This is a genomic window from Aliivibrio thorii (assembly GCF_057368585.1).
Map to the genome: position 1 here is coordinate 273,288 of NZ_CM170654.1, position 24,957 is coordinate 298,244.

Here is a 24,957-nt window from a genome sequence, read left to right on the forward strand (position 1 = left end):
TGCCTCATTAGAACCACTAATTTGTAATAGAAAGAAGCGATAACATGAGTAATGAATTTCTTTTTGGTATCCACGCAACCAAAGCTGTATTAGAGCGTGATCCTGCTCGTTTCATTGAAATATTTGTATTAAAAGGCCGTGAAGACGATCGTTTATTACCTATTATCAAAGAGCTAACTGATCTTGGGTTTAAAATTCAAGAATTACCACGTAAAACGTTGGATGACAAAGCAAACGGTGCTAATCACCAAGGTATTATTGCTCGTGTTACTCCTGCTAAACAGCTTAATGAAAATGATTTAGATGACATCATGAACAAAACTGAGAACCCATTGTTCTTAGTGCTTGATGGTGTTACCGATCCCCACAACTTAGGTGCTTGTCTACGTAATGCTGACGGTGCTGGTGTGGCAGCAGTTATTGTACCTAAAGATAAATCGGCATCAATGACTGCAACAGTAAGCAAAGTCGCTTGTGGTGCAGCTGAAGTCGTTCCTTTGGTTCGTGTAACTAACCTTGCTCGTACGATGCGTGCTTTGCAAGAGAAAGGAGTTTGGTTCGTAGGCACTGCCGGTGAAGCAACGCATGATGTTTATCAAGCTAAACTAACAGGCCCTCTAGCGATTGTTATGGGTGCGGAAGGTGATGGCATGCGTCGCCTTACTCGAGAGACCTGTGATGACCTAATTAAAATCCCTATGGCGGGTTCTGTAACGAGTTTAAATGTTTCTGTAGCGTCAGGTGTCTGTTTGTTCGAGGCAGTGCGTCAGCGTTCATTACAAGGCTAAATAGTCTATAAAAACAAATGGCTAAGAGCGAAGGTAATGACTATTTCATTGCCTTCTTTTTTGGGACTAAATTAAAGAAAATATTTTTGTGATTTAGGTATCTTTTTCTTGCCAATAACGCTGTTTTTCTATACTATCCGCCGTTCTTAATTCTCAGTCTTTTTTTTAGTTCCTTGCTTCCCTTGGATGACTGAGCCAATCGTGGAAGCTGAATAATCCGTAAGGAGCAACCAATGCGTCATTATGAAATCGTATTCATGGTGCATCCTGATCAAAGCGAGCAAGTTGCTGGCATGATCGAGCGTTACACAGGTTCAATCACAGAAGCAGGTGGTACTATCCACCGTCTAGAAGATTGGGGTCGTCGTCAAATGGCTTACCCAATCAACAAATTGCATAAAGCACACTACGTTCTTATGAACGTTGAGTCTGAGCAATCTGTTATTGATGAACTAGAAACTGCATTCCGTTACAACGATGCTGTTCTACGTAACATGATTATGCGTACTAAAGCTGCGATCACTGAGCCATCAGTAATGATGAAAGCTAAAGAAGAGCGTTCTGCTAAGCGTGAAGACGCTGCACCACGCGCTGAAGAAGCTGCTGCTGAGTAATTGATTTGATGACCAATCGATTGGAGTTGAGCGGTATTATCGCCAAGACTCCGGTTCGAAGTCTTAGTCCTGCGGGCATACCTCATTGTCATTTTGTCATTGAGCATCGTTCGATTAAACAGGAAGCTGGCTTATCACGTGAAGTCTATTGCAGAATGAATGTGGTAGTTAGTGGACAAGGGTCTCAAGCTTTAACTGCAAACTTGGCTCAAAGCAGTAACGTTACGGTAGGTGGTTTTATCACTTATCAGACAGGCCGAAATGGCGTGGCGAGAGTAGTGTTACATGCTGAGCATATTAAATTAATTTAGATCTGGAGATAGCCCATGGCTCGTTTCTTCCGTCGTCGTAAATTCTGCCGTTTTACTGCAGAAGGCGTACAAGAGATTGACTACAAAGACGTAGCAACTCTAAAAAACTACATCACTGAAGCTGGTAAAATCGTACCTAGCCGTATCACTGGTACTCGTGCTAAATACCAACGTCAGCTAGCTCGCGCTATCAAGCGTTCTCGTTACCTTGCACTTCTACCGTACACAGATAAGCATCTGTAAGTCGATAGCGGTTTAAATAAGTTTATAGAGGACTAAGATAATGCAAGTTATTCTACTTGATAAAATCGGTAACCTAGGTAGCCTTGGCGACCAAGTTAACGTTAAAGCTGGTTACGCTCGTAACTTCCTTATCCCACAAGGTAAGGCTGTTATGGCAACTAAAGCTAACGTAGAGATGTTTGAAACTCGTCGCGCTGAATTAGAAGCTAACGTTGCTAAGCAACTAGCTGCTGCAGAAGCTCGTGCTGAGTCTGTTAACGCTCTAGAAGTTACTATCGCATCAAAATCTGGTGACGAAGGTAAACTATTCGGTTCAATCGGTACTCGTGACATCGCTGACGCTGCTACAGCTGCTGGCGTTGCAATCGCGAAAAGCGAAGTTCGTCTTCCTGAAGGCGCTCTACGTACAACTGGTTCTTTCGAAGTTAGCATCCAACTTCACTCTGAAGTATTTGCTACATTGAAATTAGAAGTTGTTGCTGCTGAGTAATCAATAGCCAACTAATAATTTAAACGCCAGCCTTAGTGTTGGCGTTTTTTTTGTCTGTTAATTTAGCTTGCCTGACTACCCGTATTTCAAACTGTACCACTCCTCCTCTAATTCTTTCATCTTCTTTATTTCATATTGAAAATAACTCAATTACTACTTGAGAAAAATTCATAATCAGATCCTTGACTTTGAACTCTATAACATACATCCTGTAGACATATAGACGTCTAAATTAACGTCTCATGGATGATAGATTTTTTGTAATACCCATTTTAGGTGTTACACAGGGAGAGAAAGATATGGCCTATTCACACGCAAGCCACCTAGAGTCACTGAATCAAAATATTGCTGAGTTAGATGGCAATATTAACGTATCTTTTGAGTTTTTCCCGCCAAGTTCGGAGAAAATGGAAGAAACACTGTGGAACTCTATTCACCGCTTAAAAACATTGAAACCTAAATTTGTATCGGTAACTTACGGTGCAAACTCGGGTGAACGTGATCGTACACATTCCATTATCAAAGAGATTAAAGAGCAAACGGGTCTTATTGCAGCTCCACATTTAACGTGTATTGATGCAAGTCGTTCAGAGCTTGTTGATATCGCCAATGATTATTGGGCCAATGGCATTAAAGATATCGTTGCACTGCGTGGTGATATTCCAGCTGGTGGCGGCGTACCTGATATGTACGCATCTGATTTGGTTGAGTTGTTAAAATCTCAACATGATTTTGATATTTCAGTGGCTGCATTTCCTGAAGTGCACCCTGAAGCGAAAAGTGCACAGTCTGATCTGCTTAACTTAAAGCGTAAAGTCGATGCAGGAGCGAACCGTGCTATTACTCAATTCTTTTTTGATGTAGAAAGTTACCTGCGTTTTCGTGACCGTTGTGTCTCTGCTGGCATCGATGTAGAAATCATTCCTGGAATTTTACCTGTATCAAACTTTAAGCAAGCTTCTCGCTTTGCCAAAATGAATAATGTGAAGATCCCTGGTTGGATGGCACAACAGTTTGAAGGTTTGGATGATGATCCAGTGACCCGTCAAATGGTAGGGGCAAGTCATGCGATTGATATGACGCGTATTCTAAGTCGTGAAGGTGTGAAGGATTTCCACTTCTATACTCTTAACCGTGCTGAGCATACTTATGCACTGTGCCATACTCTAGGTGTGCGCCCTAAAGGATAAGATTTTTCTAAATATTATTTATAAAGAACCGCTCACTGTAGCGGTTTTTTTATGCCAGTATCTATTTAAAAGATAAAAGAAAAGGCCACCGAAGTGACCTTTGAATATAGGAAGGAGGTTTAAACCCTAATGATTAGCCAGTATTACGCATACCTGCAGCAATACCAGCAATAGTAACCATTAGTGCTTCTTCAAGCTCTGGTGACGTCTCTTCTTGTTGACGAGTACGGAACAGAAGCTCAGCTTGTAGCATATTTAGTGGATCAACATAGATATTACGTAATTTAATAGATTCAGAACCCCATGGGTCACGTTCCATTAAGTGATCGCTGTTCTCTACGTTCAATACCGCTTTAATATCTGCTTGTAATTGATTACGTAGACGCTCACCTAGAGGCCATAGAGACTTATCTGTTAAACGTTGGTCATAGTATTCAGACATCTGTGGATTACACTTGGTGTAAACCATTTCAAGCATACCAAGACGTGTAGAGAAGAATGGCCATTCACGACACATCTCTTCTAATAGCTCTTGATGACCCTTATCAATTGAATATTGAATCGCTTCACCAGCACCTAGCCACGCAGGAAGAACCAAGCGGTTTTGACTCCATGAGAAGATCCATGGGATTGCTCGTAAGCTTTCAACACCACCATTTGGGTTACGTTTAGCAGGGCGAGATCCTAGCGGAAGTTTACCCAGTTCTAGCTCTGGCGTTGCCGCTCGGAAGTAAGGTACAAAGTCTTTTTCGCCACGAACTACATTACGGTAGGCTTCACATGACACTTCAGACAGCACTTCCATCAGATCACGCCAATCTTGTTTTGGCTCTGGTGGTGGCAGAAGATTAGCTTCAAGGATCGCACTTGCGTATAGGTTAAAGCTGTTTACAGCAACTTCAGGTAGACCCAATTTAAAGCGGATCATTTCACCTTGTTCAGTTACGCGTAAACCGCCTTTTAAACTTTTTGGTGGCTGAGATAGAAGAGCTGCGTGTGCAGGAGCACCACCACGACCAATTGTGCCGCCACGACCGTGGAATAAGGTTAGTTCGATACTTTCTTTCTCACAGACTTCAACAAGAGCTTCCATTGCACTGTATTGTGCCCAGCCTGCAGACATAACACCTGCATCTTTCGCTGAATCAGAGTAGCCAATCATGACCATCTGATGGTTTTGGATAAATCCACGATACCAATCAATAGAGAACAGCTGTTCCATTACTTCTTTTGAGCGATTCAAATCGTCCAGAGTTTCAAACAGTGGGCATACATCCATACGGAATGGACAGCCTGCTTCTTGAAGTAGAAGATGAACAGCCAATACATCAGAAGCAGTTCGAGCCATTGAGATGACATAAGAACCGAGTGCTTCACGAGATTGTTCTGCGACGACTTTACACGTATCGATAACTTCTTGAACTTCAGGTGATGGTTCCCAGTTACGAGGAAGTAGAGGTCGTTTAGAGCTTAACTCGTTTACAAGGAAAGAGATCTTATCTTGTTCGCTCCATTGATCGTAATCACCAATACCTAAGTATTTAGTCAGTTCTGAAAGTACATTTGAGTGACGAGTACTTTCTTGACGAATATCGAGACGAACAAGGTGCGCACCAAATGCTTTAACACGGCGAAGCGTATCAAGTAGAGACCCTTCGGCAATTATACCCATTCCGCAAGCGTGCAGAGATTGATAACACGCATACAGTGGTGTCCATAATTGGTCAGCATCAGTAAGAATTGCTTTATTAGGCGTTCGTTCACCTTTCATTTGAGCATCTAAGCTTTCAAGTGTATCGCTTAATAGTGTACGTAATTGCTTGAGAATTGCACGGTAAGGTTCGTGTTGATCACCTGCTAACTCACGTACTTCATCAGAACACTTCACCATAGAAAGTTCGCTGATCAGCTCGTTGATGTCTTTTAGGTAAAGATCTGCTGCTTTCCAGCGAGAAAGAAGCATCACTTCACGAGTGATTTTATGAGTTACAAACGGATTACCATCACGGTCACCGCCCATCCAAGAAGACATATGAACAGGACGAGCATCAATTGGAAGGCCTTCGCCTAAATGACCTTCTAGACGTTGATCGAATTCACGCAAGAAATCAGGGATACCTTGCCATAACGAGTTTTCAACAACCGCAAAACCCCATTTAGCTTCATCTAGTGGTGTTGGACGTTCTTGGCGAATAACATCAGAGTGCCATGCTTGAGCAATTAGTTGTTCAAGACGGCGCTCTGTTTTATCACGTTCGGAAAAAGAGATATCACCAAGTTCAAGTTTTGATAAACATTCGTTGATTTTCACCAACTTGTTGATCATGGTACGTCGTGCAATTTCAGTTGGGTGTGCAGTTAAAACAAGCTCAATATTTAATTCACGAACTGCTTGTGCTGTATCCAATTTGCTAACGTTATTTTGGCTTAATTTAGAGAATAGGGTGCTAATGGCATCAGGTTCACATACATGTGCTTCACAATGACGTGAAATAGTATGGTATTGCTCAGCCATGTTAGTTAGGTTTAGGAATTGGCTGAATGCACGGGCAACAGGAGTCAGTTGCTCATTTGGAAGATTTTTGATTTCTTCAATAAGTGCATTACGGTCATCGTCGCTTCCTGCGCGTGCTGTTTTAGACAGCTTACGAATGGTTTCAACTTTAGCTAATAGCTCTTCACCATGTGCGTCTCTAATTGTATTTCCAAGTAGATGACCCAACATGCTTACATTGCTTTTTAAAGCAGCGTACTTTTCATTCATACATACTTCCTATACTGTAATTTTGTTACATCCTAAGTTTTTTCTACGACCAATCTATCCGAATTTACGGCTCTTCGTCAAATATTGAAGAATAAACGGTGCCTTTTTAAACGATATATTGCCGTAGATCATCGAATCTCTATTTTGAGATTGACGAGTTTTGTAAATTTATTTCAGCTTAGAAGCAGTGCTTATACATTAACTTACTCAACACTGAAATCGTTGGGTCAATGAACGAAAATGCTAAGAATTCATCAGGTTGGTGTGCTTGCTCAATAGAACCAGGACCTAATACCAAGGTTGGGCAAAGGTCTTGTAAGAAAGGCGCTTCAGTACAATAGTTCACTGTTTCTACTTCTTGGCCACAAATTTCAGCTGTGCTAGTCACTATTGGGCTGTCTGCGCTACATTCGTAACCAGGAATCGGCTCATGAAGTGGGGTGATATCAATTCGTCCTGGCCACTTTGTTTCAACTTCTTTTAACGCATCACGCAGCATATTGTCTAACCCATCAAGACTTATCCCTGGTAAAGGGCGCACATCATAATGAAGCTCACAACAGCCACAAATACGATTAGGACTATCGCCACCGTGAATATGACCAAGGTTGAGTGTTGGGTAAGGGATTGAAAAACCAGGGTTATGATATTCCTTAACTAGCTTATTTTTTAAATGTATTAAGGCAAACATGATTTCATTCATAATTTCTAGCGCATTAACCCCAAGAGCGGGATCGGAAGAATGCCCAGATTTCCCTGTTACTCGAATAGCATTGGCTACATGACCTTTATGGCCACGGATAGGCTTTAAGCTTGTAGGCTCCCCAATAATGCAATAATCCGGTTGGATTTGTGTATTTGAAGCGAAATGACGAGCACCTAACATGGTCGTTTCTTCATCGCAGGTTGCCAGAATATACAGTGGTTTTGATTGGTCTTTCCAATTGATATTTTTGATTGCTTCTAAGATGAAAGCAAAAAAACCTTTCATATCAGCAGTACCTAAGCCATAGAAGCGATCATTCGTTTCGGTTAATGCGTGAGGTTCGTAGTTCCAACGACCTTGATCGTACGGCACGGTATCAGTGTGGCCTGCCAATAATAACCCACCTTTTCCTGAACCTAGTTTAGCCAGTAGGTTTAGTTTACCTTTTTCAATTTCTTCAATTTCAACTTCACAGCCTAAGTCTTCACACCATTGAGCCAATTTATGTATGACTTCGACATTACCTTCATCCCAACTCGGGTCGGTTGAACTGATAGAAGAGGTTGAAATGAGTTGCTGGTAATAATCTTTAAATTCTGGAAATTTCATTTATTCATACATCCACTGTTGACAGAAAAGAGAGAACCCTGTAAAAACATATTAAATCACATAAAGCGAATAGAAATACAGTTTAATTTAATTTTAATGAATAAACTAAATTTTAAAAAGGAAAAGCAGTATCTAATATACGTAACTCTCAAGTTACCCTGAATGGCTTTTTCCTTCAATAGTTGAAGAGATAAATGGACGTATTTATGTTGAAAACAACCATCATCGGAGCAAGCGGATACACAGGTGCAGAATTAGCACTGATGGTATTTAAGCACCCACACCTTTCTTTATCAGGCTTATATGTTTCTGAGAATAGCCTAGACAAAGGAAAAGCAATCAGTGAATTGCATGGTTCATTAAAAGGAATTGTAGATGATGCCCTACAACCTTTAGTTAATGTGAATCAAGTGGCTAAAGAGAGCGATATTGTTTTACTCGCAACAGCTCATGAAGTTAGTCACGATTTAGCGTCTACTTTTTTAGAGAATGGTTGTGTTGTTTTTGATTTGTCAGGAGCATTCCGCGTTCAAAAAGAAGGCTTTTACTCTGAATTCTATGGTTTTGAACATAAATACGAAGGTTGGTTAGATAAAGCGGTTTATGGATTAGCTGAGTGGAATGAAGAAGCAATTGCAAAAGCACAGCTAATCGCGGTACCAGGATGTTATCCAACTGCGTCACAATTAGCATTAAAACCATTAGTTGAATCTAACTTATTGGATAAAACTCAGTGGCCAGTGATCAATGCAACCAGCGGTGTGACAGGCGCAGGACGCAAAGCGAGTTTAACGAGCAGCTTTTGTGAGGTTAGCCTTCAGCCTTATGGGGTATTTAACCATCGCCATCAACCTGAAATTGCAGCGCATTTAGGATGTGATGTCATCTTTACTCCGCATCTTGGTTATTTTAAACGTGGAATTTTAGCGACGATTACAACGAAGTTAGAGAAGGGTGTTACAGAAGAGCAGATTAAGAAGGCGTTTGATGATGCCTACACGCATACACCTGTAGTTCGTTTACTTGGGAATGAAATACCGAAATTACAATCGGTTGAGAAAACACCTTTCTGCGATATAGGCTGGAAAGTACAAGGCGAACATCTGATTGTTGTTTCTGCGATTGATAACTTATTAAAAGGTGCGTCAAGCCAAGCAATGCAATGCATTAATATTCGTTTTCGTTTTCCAATGTTAACTTCTTTGATATAGAGTATGGAGTTTAGTATGAACCAGCGTCCATTGGTGATTAAGTTAGGTGGTGCAGTATTATCATCGACCGAAACGTTAACACAATTATTTAAAACGGTTTCAAATTATCAACAGCAAGCAAACAGAGCTTTAGTCATTGTCCATGGTGGTGGTTATTTAGTGGATGAATTGATGGCTAAACTTCAACTTGAAACTATTAAAAAAGAAGGTTTGCGTGTGACACCAAAAGACCAAATTGGCTATATCGCAGGTGCTCTGGCTGGAACGGCAAATAAAATGCTACAAGGCCAAGCAATGAAAAGTGGAGTGAATGCGATGGGATTAAGTTTGGCTGATGGCGGTTTATGTAAAATCACACAGCTTAATCCTGAACTAGGTAATGTTGGCTTGGCAACGGCAGGTGATGCAACAATATTAAATGCAGTACTAGCCACGCAAGTGACTCCGATTATTAGCTCTATTGGTATTACTACTGAAGGCGAGTTAATGAATGTAAATGCAGATCAAGCGGCGGTTGCGGTTGCTACGGCTCTTGATGCCGATTTAGTGTTGTTGTCTGATGTTGCGGGTGTATTGAATGGCGAAAAGCAATTAATAGCAAGCCTAGATTCAGAGCAAGCCGAGTTGTTGATCCAGCAAGAAGTAATAACAGATGGCATGATCGTAAAAGTTCGCGCAGCTTTAGAAGCGGCACAAGAGCTAGGTCGAGCAATAGAGGTGGCGTCATGGCGCTCACCAGAAAAATTAGCTGAGTTGTTTATTGGAAACAGCATTGGCACCCAGTTTCAGCCTCAATAGGCAAAGATGTTACCCATTTTAATTTTATAGAATACAGTCGCCGCGAGTATGCGGAGCAAGGAGAATAGAATGAGCAAGAAAGTAGAAGTAAACAAGGTTGTTGTTGCATACTCTGGTGGTCTAGATACGTCTGTGATTATTCCGTGGCTAAAAGAAAACTACAATTGTGAAGTTATTGCATTTGTCGCTGATGTTGGCCAAGGTGCAGAAGAGCTGGAAGGTATTGAAGCAAAAGCTATCGCATCAGGTGCGAGCGAGTGTTATGTTGCTGACTTAAAAGAAGAAATGGTATCAGAATACATTTTCCCTACGCTTAAAACTGGTGCGCTTTATGAAGGGAAATATTTACTTGGTACATCAATGGCTCGTCCTATTATTGCTAAAGCTCAGGTTGAAGTTGCACGTAATGTTGGTGCGGATGCACTGTGTCACGGCTGTACTGGTAAAGGTAATGACCAAATTCGTTTTGAAGGTGCATTCGCAGCATTAGCGCCAGATCTACACGTAATTGCACCATGGCGTGAGTGGGATTTAGTGAGCCGAGAAGAGTGTCTTGATTACCTTGCAGAGCGTAATATTCCTTGTACCGCGTCACTTACTAAAATTTATTCTCGTGATGCGAATGCATGGCACATTTCAACAGAAGGTGGTGTTCTAGAAGATACATGGAATGCGCCAAATGACGATTGTTGGGCATGGACAGTTGCTCCAGAGCAAGCGCCAAATGAATCAGAAACAGTATCAATAAAAGTTGAAAAAGGCGCAGTTGTTGCTGTTGATGGTAAAGAAATGACACCTTATGAAGTGGTTGTTTATCTAAATGAGAAAGGCATTAAACATGGCGTTGGTCGTATTGACATCGTAGAAAACCGTTTAGTGGGTATGAAATCTCGTGGTTGTTATGAAACCCCAGGGGGCACCATTATTAATGAAGCGCTACGTGCAGTTGAGCAATTAGTGCTAGATAAAGCCTCGTTTGAGTTCCGTGAGGAGTTAGGGATTAAAGCTTCTCACCTTGTGTATGACGGTCGTTGGTTTACTCCTTTATGTAAATCAATCTTAGCGGCAACAGAAGAGCTAGCTCAAGATGTAAACGGTGAAGTCGTTATTAAGCTGTATAAAGGACAAGCAACAGTAACTCAGAAGCGTTCAGATAATAGCTTATATTCAGAAGAGTTTGCTACTTTTGGTGCTGATGAAGTATATGACCAAAGCCACGCAGAAGGTTTCATTCGTCTTTATTCTCTATCAAGTCGTATTCGTGCGCTAAGTAGTAAGTAAATTTAAGTTAATGACTAACAGATATCAGTGGCTAGCATATAATTAATAACAACTGTTAAACAATTTGATTTACACTAATCGAAGTTCATTTAATGATTAAATGAACTTCGATTTTTTTGGCCTAATTATTTATAATTGAGTCAATTATTTTATTTTGAATAAATATGTAAAAATAGTGAATTTAATCCTTTATTTTTACATGGAATTGCCGTAAGTTTAAACCATCAAGAAAAATACTGAATTGAATCAGACTTAATATTTGCAAAAAGCAGTGAGCACTGTCCATTTAGGAGATACACCATGGCATTATGGGGCGGACGTTTTAGTCAGGCAGCAGACACAAGATTTAAACAATTTAACGATTCACTTCGTATCGATTATCGCCTTGCAGAACAAGATATTGTTGGTTCTATTGCGTGGTCTAAATCACTGCTTTCAGTTAATGTTATTTCAGAGTTTGAGCAACAAAAACTTGAATTAGCATTGAATGAATTAAAGCTAGAAGTGATGGAAGATCCTGAGCAAATATTACTTTCTGATGCTGAAGATATTCATAGTTGGGTTGAAACTCAGCTTATTGGCAAAGTGGGTGATTTAGGTAAAAAATTACACACTGGTCGTTCTCGTAATGACCAAGTGGCGACGGATTTAAAGTTATGGTGCCGTCAACAAGGACATCAACTTCTTCGTACGCTTGATTTGCTTCTTAATCAATTGGTTAATGTCGCTAGTGAGCATCAAGCAACGGTACTTCCTGGTTATACTCATCTTCAGCGTGCTCAGCCAGTGACATTTGCACATTGGTGTTTAGCGTATGTTGAGATGATAGAGCGTGACTATTCTCGTCTTGAAGATGCTATTAAGCGTTTAGATACTTGTCCGTTAGGTTCTGGTGCGCTAGCGGGGACCGCTTATCCTATGGATCGTGAGAAATTGGCGCGTAATCTAGGTTTTCAACGTGCGACTCGTAACAGCTTAGATTCAGTATCGGACCGTGATCATGTGATGGAGCTAATGTCGATAGCGTCTATTTCTATGGTTCACCTATCTCGTCTTGCTGAAGATATGATTTTTTATAACTCTGGCGAATCGAATTTTATCGAGTTGGCAGATACGGTGACTTCTGGTTCATCACTCATGCCCCAGAAGAAAAACCCAGACGCATTAGAGCTTATTCGTGGTAAATGTGGCCGTGTATATGGTGCATTAGCTGGCATGATGATGACGGTAAAAGCATTGCCATTGGCGTATAACAAAGATATGCAAGAAGATAAAGAAGGTCTATTTGATGCGTTAGACAGCTGGTCTGATTGTATTGAGATGGCTGCACTTTGTTTTGAAGGCATTAAAATTAACAGTGAGCGTACACTTGAAGCGGCAAAACAAGGTTACGCAAACTCGACAGAGTTGGCCGATTATTTAGTAGCCAAAGGTATTCCATTCCGTGAAGCACACCATATTGTGGGGGTTGCGGTCGTAGGGGCGATTGAAAAGGGCTGTGCTTTAGAGGAGCTTTCAATTGCGGAATTAAAAGCATTTTCTGATGTTATTGAAGATGATGTGTATGCAATCTTAACGATTGAATCTTGTTTAGCTAAACGTTGTGCACTCGGTGGCGTTGCTCCTGAGCAAGTAGCTCACGCTGTTGAACAAGCAGGTAAGCGTTTGCAAGAGCGTGATTCAACAGGAGTTAAAGTTCGTCCTGCACGTTTAACTGATTTAGATGCGCTAGAAGGCATGGTTGCATATTGGGCGGGACTTGGTGAGAACTTACCTCGTAATCGTAATGAGTTAGTGCGCGATATTGGTTCGTTTGCCGTGTCAGAGCATCATGGAGAAGTGACTGGCTGTGCTTCCTTATATGTGTATGACTCTGGTTTAGCTGAAATTCGTTCTTTAGGTGTAGAGGCGGGTTGGCAGAGCCAAGGTCAAGGAAAAGCGATCGTTCAACACTTGGTAGAAAAAGCACGAGAGATGGCGATTAAAAAAGTGTTTGTACTGACTCGTGTTCCCGAGTTCTTTATGAAACAAGACTTTATTCCAACCTCTCGTTCGTTGTTACCCGAGAAAGTATTGAAAGATTGTGATCAGTGCCCTCGTCAGCATGCGTGTGATGAAGTGGCATTAGAGGTAAATCTGCAAGAACAAGTAATCATCAAAGCGAGTGTAGCTTAAGTTAAAATGATTATGCGGTGCATGCAGTTAGCTAATCATCCGAAATAAAAAGAAAAAGTGGTGAACTTTTTGATTAAGTACTAGTCTTATTTATACTGCTTTTTCTTAGAAAGATTCTAAGAGACCCCAATATCTTGATTGATATTGGGGTTTTATTTTTTATACGTCGTATTCTTTTTTGAAGGTTTTACGAAGCGATAATAACTCATCATCAATAGATGCAGAGCAAGTAAGCCTGTAAATGCCAAGCTAACCATGAAGGTGGCTATTGCCTCTATTTGGTAAGGAGTGGCTTGAAAAAACTCTAACCAAGTTAACCATCCTCCTATAGATAAGAACGTGAGTTGTTTCATGCAGCGTAAGCAACGACCTAATTTTTGTTTAAAAATATCAGTTCGACAAGTTTGGCAAGCCATATCGGTTCACTTAAAAATAATGAGTAGAGGACGCTATTTTAGCGAGAGGCTTTTAAGATAGAAATAAAAAAGTCGATGTTTTCACATCGACTTTTGTTTTGTCTTTTATGTTAATGATTGAGGGCTAACAACCAGGGCCACAATCCATGCAGTGTTTAATTGTTTCAGGACCTAAATGTAATTTTGCATTTAAATCACGAAGGGCAGTACGAACGCCTTCTTCAATCACTGGATGGTAGAAAGGCATATCTAACATGTCTGATATCGTCATCTTATTTTGATGTGCCCAAGCTAATAGGTGTGCTAAATGCTCGGCATTTGGTCCCATCATTTCAGCACCTAAGAATCGGCCTGTTCCTTGTTCTCCGTATACATGAAGTATCCCTTTGTTACGTAGCATGACTCGTGAGCGACCTTGATTTTCAAAAGACACTTCACCCGTTGCGAAACAGCCACAAGTACCTAGGCGTGTTGTAATTTCTTTATACGTTTCGCCAACCATTGCAATTTGCGGATCAGAGAATACTGCTGAGATTTTTGAGCGACGAAGGCCTGCTCGGATTTCAGGGAAGCGACCTGCATTATCACCAGCAATACGGGCTTGGTCTGCGGCTTCGTGTAATAGTGGCAATTGGTTACTTGCATCACCAGCAATGAAAATGGTTGGTTGTGATGTTTGTAATGTGTAGTGATCAGCCGTTGGTACACCGCGAGCATCCAGTTCAAGAGAGGTATTCTCTAGACCTAATTTGTCGGTATTTGGGCGACGACCTGTTGCTGCTAATACATATTCAACAAGATTAGTTTCTAGTTCACCTTGTTTATTGATGAATATAATCTCAACACGATCTTCACCAGATTCAGTGGTGATACGCTTCATGCTTTCTACTTTTACATCAGCATCAAGATAGAATTCTTCGTTGAAGGCTTTATTAGCATACGCCATTACTTCAGGGTCTGTTACTGGGCCGACTTGACCACCTAAACCAAACAATTTGGTTTCAACACCTAAGCGATGAAGTGATTGACCAAGTTCAAGACCAATAACACCAGGGCCAAATACCGCCACTGATTTTGGTAAATCATCCCAGTTAAATACATCGTCATTAATGATCAGACGGTCACCTAATTCATTCCATACTGCAGGATAAGCAGGACGAGAGCCTGTTGCTATTACAATGCGTTTAGCCGTTACGATAGTGTGATCGTCTATTTGTATCGTATTATCATCTAAAAATTTAGCGTAACCAGAGATTTTATCTTCAGCAGGAATTTCATCAACGCCTTCTAAAACAAACCCAACAAAACGGTCACGCTCAAACTTAACGCGCTCCATTACTTCACGGCCATTAATTACGATTTCACCTTGAGGGTGGATACCAAATTTAGGTGCTTTTTCAATTTGGTGAACGCTTTCTGCAGCAGCAATTAATAGCTTAGATGGCATGCAACCAACGCGAGCGCAAGTGGTACCGTAAGGGCCGCCTTCAATCATGACAACACTGTCAGTATGTGCTTTTGCTGCACGGTAAGAGCCTAAACCTGCTGTACCACCACCGATAACAGCTACATCAACATTGACTTGTTTCATAATTCATCTCTCACGTAGATTTATTTTAGAAGAAGAGTCTTGAAATGATAGCCCACAGCGTAGTGGGCTATTTTTTATTAACTATCGAGTTCGATATTAAGCTAGGAAAGCTTCTAGTTCTTCGCTGCCACCAATGTGTTTACCACCGATGAATACTTGAGGAACTGTAGTACGACCAGAGATTGCACGTAAACTTACAGTTGTTGCATCTTTACCCAGTACCACTTCTTCGTAGTTTAGACCTTTATCGATTAGGTTTTGTTTCGCTTTCATACAGAAAGGACAACCAGGTTTTGTAAATACTGTAATCGACTCTTGTTCTTTGTGTTCAGGAGCAATGTAGTTAAGCATTGTATCAGCATCAGAAACTTTGAACGGGTCACCCGGTACGTTTTCTTCGATGAACATTTTTTCAACTACACCGTTTTTAACTAGCATACTGTAACGCCATGAACGCTTACCAAAACCAATGTCATTTTTCTCTACTAGCATGCCCATGCCGTCAGTGAAGTCACCGTTACCATCTGGAATGAAAGTAATGTTTTCTGCTTCTTGATCTGCTTTCCATGCGTTCATTACAAACGTATCGTTTACAGAGACACAAACAATTTCATCAACGCCGTTGTCTTTAAATACAGAATAAAGCTCGTTGTAACGAGGTAGGTGGCTTGAAGAACAGGTTGGAGTAAATGCACCTGGAAGACTGAATACGATAACTGTTTTGTCTTTAAATAGTTCTTCTGTTGTTACGTTAACCCAAGCATCACCTTTACGTGTTGGAAAAGTAACTTGAGGAACTGATTGACCTTCTTTAGATGTAAACATAATGATGTCCTTTAATTTTGAGTAATTTTAAATTTCTTTTCGGGGTCTTCCCGGTTGATGTAGCTATTATGCAAAAGCTAACTTGATAGTTCTAATCGTTTGGTGTTATCGTTTCAATCGTTAGAATCTATCAAAATATTTATCATAGTGAGATTTAAGCTTTCAGGAGTGTAATACATGAATATCCGAGATTTTGAGTACTTGGTCGCACTTGCTGAGCATAAGCACTTTCGTAAGGCAGCAGAGTCCTGTTTTGTTAGCCAACCGACCTTAAGTGGGCAAATCAAGAAGTTAGAAGAAGAGGTTGGATTAACCTTATTGGAACGTACTAGTCGCAAGGTCTTATTTACTGAAGCAGGCTTGCAGTTAGTTGAGCAAGCAAAACGAATTTTGATTGAAGTTAAGTTATTTTCTGAATTGGCTAATCAACAAGGAAAGGAAATGACAGGGCCATTACATCTTGGTTTTATACCAACAGTAGGTCCTTATATGCTGCCATGGATAGTGCCTACATTGAAGGTTCAATTTCCTGATTTAAATTTATACCTTCATGAAGCGCAGACTCATCAATTGGTTAAAATGTTAGAAGAAGGCAAAATTGATTGTATGATTCTGGCATCAGTTGATGAGACGAGTTCTTTTATTGAAGTTCCTGTTTATGATGAACCCATGGTACTTGCGGTTCCAAAAGATCATAAATGGGCAGAAGAAGAGTCAATAGACATGTCTCGCCTTAATGGTGAATCAGTATTAATGTTAGGCGATGGTCATTGTTTGCGAGATCAAGCGCTTGGTTTTTGCTTTGCAGCAGGAGCAAAAGATGATGACCATTTTAAAGCAACTAGTTTAGAAACATTGAGAAACATGGTTGCTGCGGGAGGAGGTATAACCTTAATGCCTTACTTGTCAGTACCTAAAGAAAAAGAACGAGATGGGGTTTGTTATTTACCTGCACAAGCGCCTGTGCCACATCGTCAAATCGTATTAGCTTATCGTCCCGGCTCTCCATTAAAAGTGCGCTATGAGGCTTTAGCAAAAGAGATAGAAACTAAAATGACAGATGTTATTAGCTAGATTTTTAGTCACAACATGAAATAAAAAGGGACGCAAATTAAGCGTCCCTTTTTATTTACAAGATTACTGATTTAGAAAAGGCTTTCGTCCTCTTCACCATCGCCATCTGCATCACCTGATGAATAGATAGTATCTTGGAAGTCTTTTTTGACGTATTCAGTCGGTTCAGTACCACCAGCAAAATATTCCCACATGCTAGTTTCATCATTTTTATTACTTAACAAACCGGTTTCACGGTCTATTTTTACTTTGATGATATTAGCAGGAAGGCGAGTTTCTGTTTGTGGGACACCATCAAGAGCAACCTTCATAAAGTTAACCCAAGAGTAGATAGCGGTCTTACCTCCCGCTTCACCACCAAAGGCCATTTCTTCTTTAGTCATGTTGTCGTTCTTAGTTGTATAACCTAAGTGATGTGATGGATTATCGAAACCAACCCAAGCGGTTGCAACAACATTAGGGCCATAACCGTTATACCATGCATCAACAGAGTCATTAGTTGTTCCTGTTTTACCACCGATATCGCGACGTTTTAACACTTGAGCACGCCAACCTGTGCCATTCCAGCCAGTTCCTTTACTCCATATGCCACCACCCCAGATGTTGCTATACATCATCTGTTTAACTAAAAAGGCATTTTGTGCTGAAATAACTTTTTTAGCGTAAGGAGAGTCTTCATCATTTTGGTTAGAGCAATCACTGTGACAAATAGTCTTTGGTGTTGCTTTGTAAACTTCATCACCAAATGGGCTATTAATGTGGTCGATATAGTAAGGCTCAACGTAATAACCGTTATTGGCAAATACAGAGAACCCTTGTGCCATCTGCACAGGAGTTAAGCTACCAGCACCAAGCGCAATGGTTTCAGAGTGAGGTAGCTCGTCTTTTTTAAAACCGAAGCGAGTAAGATAATCGATGGTTTCATCTAATCCTACTTCACGTAAAACTCGGACTGCCATTACGTTTTTAGATTGGGCTAAACCAATACGTAAACGAGCTGGGCCAACATAAGTCGGTGGCGAGTTTTTTGGTCTCCATGCCGTACCTTGACTTGCATCCCATGTATTAATTGGTGCGTCATTAATTAAGCTTGCTAGTGTTTTACCGTGGTATAACGCAGCAGAATAAATGAATGGTTTAATACTTGAACCTACCTGACGTACAGATTGGGTTGCACGGTTAAATTTGTTGTGAACAAAGTTGAAACCACCAACTAATGATGTAATTGCACCATCATTTGGGTCCATTGCAACAAATGCCGTATTGGCAGCTGGAACTTGGCTTAATTTCCAAATCGTCGTAGTGATGTCATCTTTTGTTTCTTCGCTTAATGGACGAACGTAAATTTGTTCACCAACTGAAAGAATGTCAGATGCTCGGCGAGGTGCAGGGCCTTGGCGTTTATCTGTTTTAAAGCGACGAGCCCATTTTAAACCATCCCATGGAATCGTAGCTATACCGTTGTTTTTAATATCAACAGTGACTGTTTTTCCTGAAACTTTAGTGACAACGGCGGGTATTAGCTCCCCGTAAGAAGGTTCATTTCTTAGGTGTTTAGTAATCGCATCTTCGTCAAGCGGAGTTGCTTTTGGTTCCCATACTGTTTTAACAGCACCACGGAATCCATGACGTTCGTCATAAGCAAGTAGGTTATCAATCGATGCTTTATTTGCTGCCGCTTGCATTTTAGAGTCAACGGTTGTGTAAATACTCATACCTGAAGTATATGCAGCTTCTTCGCCGTATTTATTTACCATCCATGCACGAGCAATTTCAGCAATATAAGGTGCTTGGAGCTCTATTTCTGCACCGTGATATTGAGATATAACCTTTTCAGCTCTTGCGTCATCAAATTCTTGTTTTGTGATGTAACCTTCATCAAGCATACGTGATAACACAACGTTTCGACGAGTCGTTGCGCGGTCAACTGAATAGATAGGGTTCATAGTTGAAGGTGCTTTTGGTAAACCAGCAATAATAGCGACTTCACCAAGGGTTAATTGACTCACTTCTTTACCAAAGTAAACATGAGCTGCTGCGCCCACACCATAAGAGCGGTAACCTAAATATATCTTATTTAAGTAAAGTTCGAGAATCTCTTGTTTGGTCAGTAACTGCTCTATATGAACGGCAATAAAGATTTCTTTAATCTTACGCATAATTTTCTTCTCATTAGATAAGAAGAAGTTACGTGCAAGTTGTTGAGTAATGGTACTCGCACCTTGCTTTGCAGAACCTGATGCTAAGACAGCAAAAGCAGCACGTGTGATGCCGATAGGATCAAACCCGTGGTGGCTATAAAAACGACTGTCTTCGGTCGCAATGATCGCCTCAAGCAAATGAGGTGGCATCTCTTCCAATTTTAAAGGAATACGACGTTTCTCACCGAATTGAGCGATTAGTTTTCCATCGCGGCTATATACCTGCATTGGCGTTTGTAGTTGAACATCTTTCAATGTAGCGACATCTGGTAATTCTGGCTTCACATATTGGTAAAAACCAAAAATTGTTGTGACCCCAAGAATAATGCAAACCAATGTAACTATAAGCAGTGCCTTTATGAACTTCACCTGATATTTCCCGTTTACTTTAATCTATATTGTCGTTTCCAACCCATAACTTAGTAGTATAAATATAACACAACAAAAAATAACGCAAATAAACGCTTAATTTTGAGATATTTATTTATTACTTGGAGTTAAATCAAGATGATTTATCCCACCGTCACGGGGTTAGATATAGGGCATCATAGCATTAAAGCAGTATCTGTAAGGTTAAAAAAAGGTCAATTAGAGTTAGTTGGCTGTATTGAAATCTTATTATCAGATGCTGTCTTTTTAGATGCCAACACATTACATCTTGAAAAAATAAAGCCGTACTTATCTCGTTTAAAGAAAAAGCTAAAATTTAGTCAAAAACGTGTGGCATTTTCCATTCCCGATAGCAGTATCATTACTAAGGTTATTCAAGTTGATAGTGGATTGGATGCCAAAGAAACTGAGTTTTCTATTTCTCATACTTTTGAACAGCAATCTTCGTTTTTGGTTGATGATCTGAATATTGATTTTGTTGCAGTAAAGCAGCGAGGGGTGGGTAGTTTAAAAACGACAACCTATCAAGTTTTTGCTGCACGTAAAGAGCTTGTTCAATCACGACAAGAGTGTTTTAAATTAGCAGGGTTATCACCTGTATTGGCTGATGTTCACTCACATGCGTTATCTGTTTTATGGCAGAGAAGTACAACAACATTTCCTGATAAAAAAAATTGGATGCTAGTCGATATAGGTCACCAACAAACTATTTTTTGCGTGACATCTCCAAATCAAAACTCATACACAAAGCATATTGTCTTTGGGGCGTTACAGCAGGATCAAGAAAGAAAAAGTGAGCCGTCATTAGTCATTGATTTTGGTTCTGATTCTCAATTTATCGCACAATTATCAGGTCATATCCGTCGTCAAATAACGTTATATTCTTCAATTCATAATCACAAAATAGAAGGCGTTTGGATTACTGGAGGCGGCTCACTTCTGCCTGGGCTATCTGATTCATTAAGTTATGAATTGTCATTACCTGTTTTGGATTTGAATCTTGCTTCTTTATTTAAAATATCGAGCCAAGAAGTGATGCCTGTTAGTGCGCAAGCGAATCAATATGCATCTGCTTTAGGTCTTGCTTTAAGAGGTGCTGAATGGCTTACCAAATAAATTTATTGCCTTGGAGAGAAGAAAAAAGAGCGAAGTACCAACGTCGATTTATATTAATGCTGTGTTTTGGTGTTATAGCCTCCGTGGTTGTTCAATGGGGGATTGCACAGTATTTAGAGAAGCAAAGCGCATTACAAGTAGAGCGGAACCATTCTTTAGAGAGCCATATAGGATGGTTAAACAATGAGTTAAAAGAGTTGAACGAAATAGGAAAACAGCATGATTCTATTTTAACTCGTTTGGACGTTGTTGAAGACCTGCAACAGAATAGAAATACCACTACACAATTATTAAATGTATTACCAGATATGATCATGGAAGGTATTTACTTAAATAAAGTGCGTATGCATAAGAAACAAGTTGAGATTAAAGGTTTTAGTGACAGTAATGCTCGCCTTGCCACCATGCTCGATAAGTTAGAGAACTCACCACTTATTTCATCTGTAGAGATGCACTCTATCGTTTCAGGACAAAAGATATTTGGTCATGATGTTAGTAGCTTTGATGTGTCATTTAGACTTCTGCCTTCGACGAAGGAGAAAAAATCATGACAGATTGGCGAGAGTTAGATCTCGATGAAATAACAGAATGGCCATTGATACCACAACTGTTAATGATTTTATTACTTTGTGTTTTTGTACAAGCAGCAGGATATTGGTTTTGGTTGCAACCAATAATGGAAGACACAGAGCAATTAAAGAGAGATGAAATTAGCTTAAAAACGACGGTGAAGTATAAATACAACCAAGTTGCAGCGATGCCAGAAATGGAAAATCAGTTGAATGAACTCAATTTACGTTATGAGTTTTTAGCCCAGCAATTACCTGCGCAAAAAGAATTAGCAAGTATGCTTTCTGGCATTAATCAGGTTGGTATTCAAAATAAATTAACCTTCACCCGAATCGATTGGGGGGAAAAACAGAATCAGGAATTTCTTTATAAGTTACCGCTAAATATTGAATTAACGGGCCAATACCATGATATCGGTTTGTTTTCAGAAGCGATTGCTGATCTGCCTCGTATTGTTAGCTTGGAAAATATAGATATTCAACGAGTGAGTAGAGAGAGCAGTACCTTACACTTTCGTGTCATGGCTTATACCTACCAGTTTAGGGGGAAACATGAGTAGTCGATTTTTAATATTGGTTATTGGTGCTTTAGTGATGGTTGGGTGTAAGGCAAACAAAGATCCTCTGGATACTTTCTATGTTGAAGCAAAGCAACAAGGAGAAAGTGATGTAGATAAACTCTCTCGAGTTCTTCCTTTTGAAGTTGAAGCGTATTCCCAAGTGGATGGCCGTTCTCCTTTTGTGTTACCTAAGCAACCGGAAATTGCGACTCAGCCAGTAAAGAAAAAAACTTGTTGGCAGCCAAAATATCGGAAGAAGACAGGAGCGTTAGAGCGCTATTCACTTAATCGGTTACGGTTAAAAGGTGTCATGGGGGCTGATTCAGACATTACTGCATTAGTGCAAACGCCAAAAGGAAGCGTTGTAAAGGTGCGTAAAGGGCAATATATGGGAAGTAACAATGGGCAGGTTGTCGATATTAATTCAAGGCAAATCACATTAAAAGAGACCTTGCCTGATGGTATGGGTTGCTGGCAAAAAAGATACGTAAAATTGGCGTTGAAACATTAATTTTGAAAAGGATTGGGAAAATCTCATGTTGCTAGGACGCAAGAAAATCACCAAGCAATTCGGTCTTCGACTATGTGCGCTTATTGTGCTTTCTTCTACTCATTTAACCGTTTCTGCTGAAGAAGTGACTTTAAATGAACTGATGAGTGTGAATTTTCAATTGAGCCAGAAAAAAGAAGGAGTGATCACGGTTGATCTCGCTTCCGCTGCTGCTACGGTTGATTTAAAAAAAGAGGCAGATAAATTAATCATTGAATTGCATGATACAAAAGTCAGCGATGATAAATTAGTTATTTTAGATGTTGAAGATTTTGCAACGTTAGTCTCTAGAATTGAAACGTTTAGAGAGCCGAATAGTACTATTCTCTCGGTGGATATTAAGGGAGATTATCAATACGATTATTTTTTGAAAGATCGTTCACTACAAGTGGTTATTTCATCTCAACCAGAAAGAGATAAAAACGCTAAAATTAGCAATGAGAATGACGATAGCAAGCCTATTTCGATTAATTTCCAAGACATTCCTGTCCGACATGTATTGCAGCTTATTGCTGATTATAATGATTTTAACTTAGTTGTTGCTGATACCGTTCAAGGCAATTTAACATTGCGGTTAGATGGCGTTCCCTGGCAGCAAGTCTTAGACATTATCTTGCAGGTCAAAGGGTTAGATAAGCGAGTGGAAGGTAATGTTGTGTTAATTGCACCTAAATCAGAGCTGGATGCACAAGAGCAACAAGTTTTAGAGCAAGCTCAAATGGCATCAGAGCTGGGTGCTCTCTCTTCTGAGATCCTTTCAATTAAATACGCTAAAGCATCAGATATTGCCGAGTTATTAGTTGGTGAAGGAGAGATTACCATGCTCTCAAGCCGAGGTAGCATTACGGTAGATGAACGAACAAACTCATTGCTGCTGCGTGATCTCCCTGAAAATTTAATCGTCATTAAAGATATTATTGATACGCTTGATGTTCCGATTAAACAAGTACAAATTGAAGCTCGAATTGTTACTGTTAATGAAGGTAATCTTGATGAACTCGGGGTTCGTTGGGGGATTACGAATACCAATGGAAGTACTACTGTGGGAGGCTCCATTGAAAGTAATTTAGCTGCCGTTGGTTTGTATGATGGTGGTTCAGGTACAAGTGGTGGTGGACTTCCTGTGGATGATTTTTTAAATGTAAACTTAGGGTTGGCAAACCCTGCAGCTTCTAGTATTGCTTTTCAGGTTGCAAAGTTGGGGTCCAATTTATTATTAGATTTAGAGCTTTCTGCATTGCAAGCAGAATCTAAAGCAGAAATCATTTCAAGTCCTCGCTTAATTACAACCAATAAGAAGCCTGCGTATATAGAGCAAGGAACCGAAATTCCGTATCTAGAGGCCTCTTCTAGCGGTGCAACGTCTGTTTCATTTAAGAAGGCGGTATTAAGTTTAATGGTGACACCACAAATTACACCTGATAATCGTTTGGTTCTTGATTTGACGGTTACTCAAGATAGACCGGGACAAGTGGTTAAAACAGGTACTGGAGAAGCGGTGGCTATTGATACTCAACGTATTGGTACACAAGTATTAGTTGATAATGGTGAAACTGTCGTTCTTGGTGGTATTTATCAACATTCACTATCAAATAGTGTAGAAAAAGTGCCACTATTAGGTGACTTACCTCTGCTTGGTGTGTTATTTCGTCGTAGCTCAGAAAATATAGGTAAAAAAGAATTATTAATCTTCGTTACCCCAAAAGTTGTTATACAGTAATAAGATAGCGTTACCTAAGCGGTCAAAATACGTTAAAAATAGTACTTGAAAAAAATAATTATGCTGAACTTTTCATCTAGCTATTGCAATCACTAGCTATAAACTGAGATAATTTTTGGTCTGATCACGAAATATCTGTGAGGAATATGGTGCCACAGGAGAATGTCTATTGAAGAGACAACTGTTGGCAATGTCGTTAATGAACTTTGCATAATTTCTAAAAAATGGCTGAAAAACGAAATATTTTCCTTGTTGGCCCAATGGGCGCCGGCAAAAGTACAATTGGTAGACACTTAGCACAGCAACTTCACATGGAGTTTCTTGATTCTGATACGGTAATTGAAGAACGTACAGGCGCTGATATCGCTTGGGTATTCGACGTTGAAGGTGAGGAAGGTTTCCGCATACGTGAAGAAGGTGTAATTAACGATTTAACTCAAGAGCAAGGCATTGTACTTGCGACGGGTGGCGGCTCTGTAATTAGTAAAGAGAGTCGTAATCGTTTATCTGCTCGTGGTGTCGTTGTATATCTTGAAACTACAATTGAGAAGCAATTAGCTCGCACACAACGCGATAAAAAACGTCCGTTGCTTCAAACTGATGAACCTCGAGAAGTGCTAGAAGCACTAGCGAAAGAGCGTAATGCACTTTATGAAGAAGTGTCTGATTACGTTGTTCGTACTGATGATCAAAGTGCAAAAGTAGTTGCAAATCAAATCATCCAAATGCTTGAAGAGCGTTAATTCAAGTTATTTACTAAGACAG

23 protein-coding genes are annotated in these 24,957 nt (G+C 40.1%); 17 read left to right on the forward strand and 6 right to left on the reverse strand.

Annotated elements, in window-relative coordinates; genetic code table 11:
* Nucleotides 1–44: 44 nt before the first annotated feature.
* The 6 genes from rlmB to metF all read left to right on the forward strand — a co-directional run bounded on the left by rlmB (nt 45) and on the right by metF (nt 3,636).
* Entirely contained in the window at nt 45–788 is a 744-nt protein-coding gene (rlmB, locus tag AC2IP4_RS01285) for a 23S rRNA (guanosine(2251)-2'-O)-methyltransferase RlmB (protein ID WP_060992651.1), read from the forward strand.
* Between the two features lie 233 nt (nt 789–1,021).
* Nucleotides 1,022–1,402, forward strand: a complete 381-nt coding sequence (gene rpsF, locus AC2IP4_RS01290; protein ID WP_045101091.1) for a 30S ribosomal protein S6 — start codon at nt 1,022–1,024, stop codon at nt 1,400–1,402.
* Nucleotides 1,403–1,410: 8 nt separating this feature from the next.
* Nucleotides 1,411–1,713 carry a primosomal replication protein N gene (gene priB / locus AC2IP4_RS01295; protein WP_060992650.1) on the forward strand — a complete coding sequence of 101 codons (303 nt, stop codon included), beginning with the start codon at nt 1,411–1,413 and terminating at the stop codon, nt 1,711–1,713.
* A 15-nt stretch (nt 1,714–1,728) separates the two neighbouring features.
* Nucleotides 1,729–1,956: a 30S ribosomal protein S18 gene (gene rpsR / locus AC2IP4_RS01300; RefSeq protein WP_005421136.1), complete on the forward strand. Its 228-nt coding sequence runs from the start codon at nt 1,729–1,731 to the stop codon at nt 1,954–1,956.
* A 40-nt stretch (nt 1,957–1,996) separates the two neighbouring features.
* Nucleotides 1,997–2,446 carry a 50S ribosomal protein L9 gene (gene rplI, locus AC2IP4_RS01305; protein ID WP_060992649.1) on the forward strand — a complete coding sequence of 150 codons (450 nt, stop codon included), beginning with the start codon at nt 1,997–1,999 and terminating at the stop codon, nt 2,444–2,446.
* Nucleotides 2,447–2,745: 299 nt separating this feature from the next.
* The gene (metF, locus tag AC2IP4_RS01310; RefSeq protein WP_375321298.1) at nt 2,746–3,636 is read left to right on the forward strand and encodes a methylenetetrahydrofolate reductase; all 891 of its coding nucleotides are present in this window, start codon (nt 2,746–2,748) and stop codon (nt 3,634–3,636) included.
* 133 nt (nt 3,637–3,769) lie between these two features.
* Here metF and ppc read toward each other — a convergent pair whose 3' ends face one another.
* A complete protein-coding gene (gene ppc, locus AC2IP4_RS01315; RefSeq protein WP_486310484.1) occupies nt 3,770–6,400 on the reverse strand; it encodes a phosphoenolpyruvate carboxylase in 2,631 nt (876 codons plus the stop codon).
* Between the two features lie 178 nt (nt 6,401–6,578).
* Nucleotides 6,579–7,715: an acetylornithine deacetylase gene (gene argE, locus AC2IP4_RS01320; protein WP_486310485.1), complete on the reverse strand. Its 1,137-nt coding sequence runs from the start codon at nt 7,713–7,715 to the stop codon at nt 6,579–6,581.
* A gap of 206 nt (nt 7,716–7,921) precedes the next feature.
* Here argE and argC point away from each other — a divergent pair, with 206 nt between their 5' ends.
* The 4 genes from argC (at nt 7,922) to argH (ending at nt 13,180) form a co-directional block, all read left to right on the forward strand.
* Nucleotides 7,922–8,926: an N-acetyl-gamma-glutamyl-phosphate reductase gene (argC, locus tag AC2IP4_RS01325; RefSeq protein WP_486306778.1), complete on the forward strand. Its 1,005-nt coding sequence runs from the start codon at nt 7,922–7,924 to the stop codon at nt 8,924–8,926.
* Nucleotides 8,927–8,941: 15 nt separating this feature from the next.
* Nucleotides 8,942–9,724, forward strand: coding sequence for an acetylglutamate kinase (argB, locus tag AC2IP4_RS01330; protein WP_486306777.1), 783 nt, complete (start codon nt 8,942–8,944; stop codon nt 9,722–9,724).
* 69 nt (nt 9,725–9,793) lie between these two features.
* Nucleotides 9,794–11,005, forward strand: coding sequence for an argininosuccinate synthase (locus tag AC2IP4_RS01335; RefSeq protein ID WP_486306776.1), 1,212 nt, complete (start codon nt 9,794–9,796; stop codon nt 11,003–11,005).
* 300 nt (nt 11,006–11,305) lie between these two features.
* Nucleotides 11,306–13,180, forward strand: a complete 1,875-nt coding sequence (gene argH / locus AC2IP4_RS01340) for an argininosuccinate lyase (protein WP_486306775.1) — start codon at nt 11,306–11,308, stop codon at nt 13,178–13,180.
* A gap of 152 nt (nt 13,181–13,332) precedes the next feature.
* On the opposite strand, the gene AC2IP4_RS01345 is transcribed toward argH, so the two are convergent.
* The 3 genes from AC2IP4_RS01345 to AC2IP4_RS01355 form a co-directional block, all read right to left on the reverse strand.
* Entirely contained in the window at nt 13,333–13,596 is a 264-nt protein-coding gene (locus AC2IP4_RS01345; protein ID WP_375321292.1) for a DUF3624 domain-containing protein, read from the reverse strand.
* Between the two features lie 124 nt (nt 13,597–13,720).
* Nucleotides 13,721–15,187 carry a dihydrolipoyl dehydrogenase gene (locus tag AC2IP4_RS01350; RefSeq protein WP_486310486.1) on the reverse strand — a complete coding sequence of 489 codons (1,467 nt, stop codon included), beginning with the start codon at nt 15,185–15,187 and terminating at the stop codon, nt 13,721–13,723.
* A 96-nt stretch (nt 15,188–15,283) separates the two neighbouring features.
* A complete protein-coding gene (locus AC2IP4_RS01355) occupies nt 15,284–16,012 on the reverse strand; it encodes a glutathione peroxidase (RefSeq protein WP_375321290.1) in 729 nt (242 codons plus the stop codon).
* Nucleotides 16,013–16,189: 177 nt separating this feature from the next.
* Between AC2IP4_RS01355 and oxyR the strand changes: the two genes are divergently transcribed.
* On the forward strand, nt 16,190–17,086 hold the full coding sequence (oxyR, locus tag AC2IP4_RS01360) for a DNA-binding transcriptional regulator OxyR (protein WP_486310487.1): 897 nt from the start codon (nt 16,190–16,192) through the stop codon (nt 17,084–17,086).
* A 71-nt stretch (nt 17,087–17,157) separates the two neighbouring features.
* Here the strand turns inward: oxyR and AC2IP4_RS01365 are convergent, their stop codons facing one another.
* Nucleotides 17,158–19,656 carry a penicillin-binding protein 1A gene (locus tag AC2IP4_RS01365; RefSeq protein WP_486310488.1) on the reverse strand — a complete coding sequence of 833 codons (2,499 nt, stop codon included), beginning with the start codon at nt 19,654–19,656 and terminating at the stop codon, nt 17,158–17,160.
* A gap of 138 nt (nt 19,657–19,794) precedes the next feature.
* Here AC2IP4_RS01365 and pilM point away from each other — a divergent pair, with 138 nt between their 5' ends.
* The 6 genes from pilM to aroK all read left to right on the forward strand — a co-directional run bounded on the left by pilM (nt 19,795) and on the right by aroK (nt 24,935).
* Nucleotides 19,795–20,793, forward strand: a complete 999-nt coding sequence (gene pilM / locus AC2IP4_RS01370; RefSeq protein WP_486306773.1) for a type IV pilus biogenesis protein PilM — start codon at nt 19,795–19,797, stop codon at nt 20,791–20,793.
* The gene (locus AC2IP4_RS01375) at nt 20,778–21,344 is read left to right on the forward strand and encodes a PilN domain-containing protein (RefSeq protein WP_375321286.1); all 567 of its coding nucleotides are present in this window, start codon (nt 20,778–20,780) and stop codon (nt 21,342–21,344) included. The genes pilM and AC2IP4_RS01375 overlap by 16 nt, the downstream gene beginning before the upstream one ends.
* The gene (locus AC2IP4_RS01380; protein WP_375321285.1) at nt 21,341–21,922 is read left to right on the forward strand and encodes a type IV pilus inner membrane component PilO; all 582 of its coding nucleotides are present in this window, start codon (nt 21,341–21,343) and stop codon (nt 21,920–21,922) included. Before AC2IP4_RS01375 ends, AC2IP4_RS01380 begins: the two co-directional genes overlap by 4 nt.
* Nucleotides 21,915–22,433 carry a pilus assembly protein PilP gene (locus AC2IP4_RS01385; RefSeq protein ID WP_375321284.1) on the forward strand — a complete coding sequence of 173 codons (519 nt, stop codon included), beginning with the start codon at nt 21,915–21,917 and terminating at the stop codon, nt 22,431–22,433. The genes AC2IP4_RS01380 and AC2IP4_RS01385 overlap by 8 nt, the downstream gene beginning before the upstream one ends.
* Before the next feature lie 25 nt (nt 22,434–22,458).
* The gene (locus AC2IP4_RS01390) at nt 22,459–24,192 is read left to right on the forward strand and encodes a type IV pilus secretin PilQ (protein ID WP_375321283.1); all 1,734 of its coding nucleotides are present in this window, start codon (nt 22,459–22,461) and stop codon (nt 24,190–24,192) included.
* A gap of 224 nt (nt 24,193–24,416) precedes the next feature.
* Nucleotides 24,417–24,935 carry a shikimate kinase AroK gene (gene aroK, locus AC2IP4_RS01395; protein WP_012551169.1) on the forward strand — a complete coding sequence of 173 codons (519 nt, stop codon included), beginning with the start codon at nt 24,417–24,419 and terminating at the stop codon, nt 24,933–24,935.
* The last annotated feature ends 22 nt before the right edge of the window (nt 24,936–24,957 follow it).